1 protein-coding gene is annotated in these 1,185 nt (G+C 70.6%); it reads right to left on the bottom strand.

Going from position 1 to position 1,185, the window contains the following annotated elements; genetic code table 11:
• The coding region (locus ABZU99_RS34860) for an acyltransferase domain-containing protein (protein ID WP_356228193.1) at positions 1 to 1,185 on the bottom strand (1,185 nt) is incomplete at both ends.

The raw sequence follows: 1,185 nt of genomic DNA, 5'->3' as shown, positions 1-1,185 counted from the left end.
CGGCCACACCGGCAACCCCGGCCACCTCGGCCGCCTGGGTCACCGCACCGAGCAGCACGGGGTGAGGGCTGGTCTCGACGAAGACACGGTGCCCGTCACGCAGCAGTGCCTCCAGCGCACGATCGAAACGCACCGTCCGACGCAGGTTGGTGAACCAGTACTCCGCGTCCATCACCGCGGTGTCGATCACCTCACCCGACACCGTCGACACGAGCGGCACCTCACCAGAACGCGGCTCAATCCCCGCCAGCACCTCCAGCAACTCCGCCCGCAACTCCTCCACCTGCGGCGAGTGCGAGGCGTAGTCGACCGCGATCCGGCGCACCTGCACGCCCTCCCCCTCACAACGCGCCACGAACACGTCCAACTCGTCCGGCACGCCAGAGACGACCACCTGTTCGGGACCGTTGACCACCGCCACCTGCAAGCCATCGGTCAGCCAACCGGCCACCCGCTCCTGCGGCGCCAGCACGGACACCATGCCGCCACGCCCGGACAACGCCACAATCGCCCGCGACCGCAACGCCACCACCCGCGCCGCATCCCCCAGCGACAGACCACCAGCCACACACGCGGCAGCGATCTCGCCCTGACTGTGCCCCACCACCGCGGCCGGACGCACCCCCAGCGAACGCCACAGATGCGCCAGCGACACCATCACGGCAAAGAGAACCGGCTGAACGACATCCACCCGGTTCAGCAGCGCCTCATCGCCCTCACACACCACATCCAGCAGCGACCAGCCATCCGCAAACGGCTCCAACGCCGCCGCACACTCCCCCATCCGCTCCGCGAACACCGGCGACGACTCCAGCAACTCCCGCGCCATGCCCACCCACTGCGAACCCTGACCCGGGAACACGAACACCACACCCGAGGACCCCAAGGCCCTACCCGTCACCACACCCTTGGCGGCACGACCCTCGGCCAACTCACCGAGCCCGGCGGCCAGTTCGCCGACCTCCCCGCCCAGCACCACCGCCCGGTGCTCCAGCACCGCACGCCCCGACACCAACGTGAACGCCACATCCCGCACAGCCGACGGACCATCGGTCACACGCGCCAGCAGCCGCCCCGCCTGCTCCCCCAGCGCCGCCACACCCCGCGCCGACAGCACCCACGGCACCAGCCCACCGGACACCGGCTCCCCGGCCGGCACCTCCTCCTCCGCAACCCCCTCCAGGA

Source organism: Streptomyces sp. NPDC005266 (genome assembly GCF_040607655.1).
Taxonomy (GTDB): Bacteria; Actinomycetota; Actinomycetes; order Streptomycetales; family Streptomycetaceae; genus Streptomyces.
The sequence above is the reverse complement of the archived record's forward strand: the minus strand, read 5'-3'. Positions and strand labels throughout refer to the sequence as shown.